Origin of the sequence: Desulfotomaculum sp. OF05-3, from assembly GCF_003435535.1 — a bacterium.
In the GTDB taxonomy this organism is placed as follows: Bacteria; Bacillota; Clostridia; order Lachnospirales; family Lachnospiraceae; genus Pilosibacter; species Pilosibacter fragilis.
Window position 1 is genome coordinate 1 of the sequence record NZ_QWGO01000090.1, and the last position, 1,002, is coordinate 1,002.

At 37.3% G+C, this 1,002-nt stretch carries 1 protein-coding gene and 1 pseudogene; both read right to left on the reverse strand.

Annotated elements, in window-relative coordinates:
* Window positions 1-78: 78 nt before the first annotated feature.
* On the reverse strand, window positions 79-309 hold the full coding sequence (locus DXA87_RS17840) for a hypothetical protein (protein ID WP_147326547.1): 231 nt from the start codon (window positions 307-309) through the stop codon (window positions 79-81).
* A gap of 193 nt (window positions 310-502) precedes the next feature.
* A pseudogene (locus tag DXA87_RS17760) lies at window positions 503-1,002 on the reverse strand (transposase); the annotation flags it as partial.

Sequence of the window (1,002 nt, forward strand, 5' to 3'; positions counted from 1 at the left end):
GGTTTTAGTGAAAGGCGAGTGGTTTGACCTTTACGACATACTTAATGCTACCGCTGATAATAAACCGAATTTCTTTCATTATACTACAGTTTTCCAATTCCTGAAAGAAAAAAGAGGATCCCCGCAAAGAGTTCCTCTTATCATTATCCTATATTTTCGTATTTCCTTAACTTCTTCTCTTGTAAGTTCTTTTTTCCACTTTTTATATTCTTCTCTTAATACTTTACTTTTAATTGCATGGTATTCCGTATTTAAGTCTTTGATTACACTGTCTATTGCTACACATCTTTTACGAATTAAATCAATCACTATCCTTCATCCCATCTTTTTATATTTATCCTGAATTATTCACGGAGCAGTATCTGAACTGGTAACTGTACCATGAATCCCAAAATTGACCCATGTAGCCTAAACATCGCTCAACCAATCTCCAAAAAGGGTATAAAATCCCTGTGGCAGAGTTCTGAGCGGTTATCAAGCTGTCAAGGTTCGTTAATAGTTACTATTCCAGCTGTACATTCAGCTTACCGATATTTGAAAGTGTCTCATAGAATTCATTTTTATAAGGGCAGCTGCTACACCGCTTGAATGTGATATATCTTGCTGAATGAACTACTTTTGCAGCAATCTTCAGCAGTTTTAAACGGACGGTATCAATGCGTTGTTTGCGCATGTTTGCTGATAACGCCAATCGTCTAAACCAATTAAATATGTTATAAGCAAGAGCGTGTACCTGAAGCCTGTTTGCATTTACGATTCTGGTATGACTGCTTACGGAAGCAAAATCAAAACCGGATTTACTTTTTTGATGAAGTTTTCCATCAGTCCTCGCTTGCAGTAAAATTTGATAAGATACCCTGGTGAGGAATCCATGTTTGTGACAACAAAGGTGTACATGTAAACCATCTGGTTTTCCGGCTTTTCAACCTTGCATACCACACGCCGTTCGTAAGGCCATGACTTTGCTTTGTACATGAATTCACCATAAACTACCGCATAATC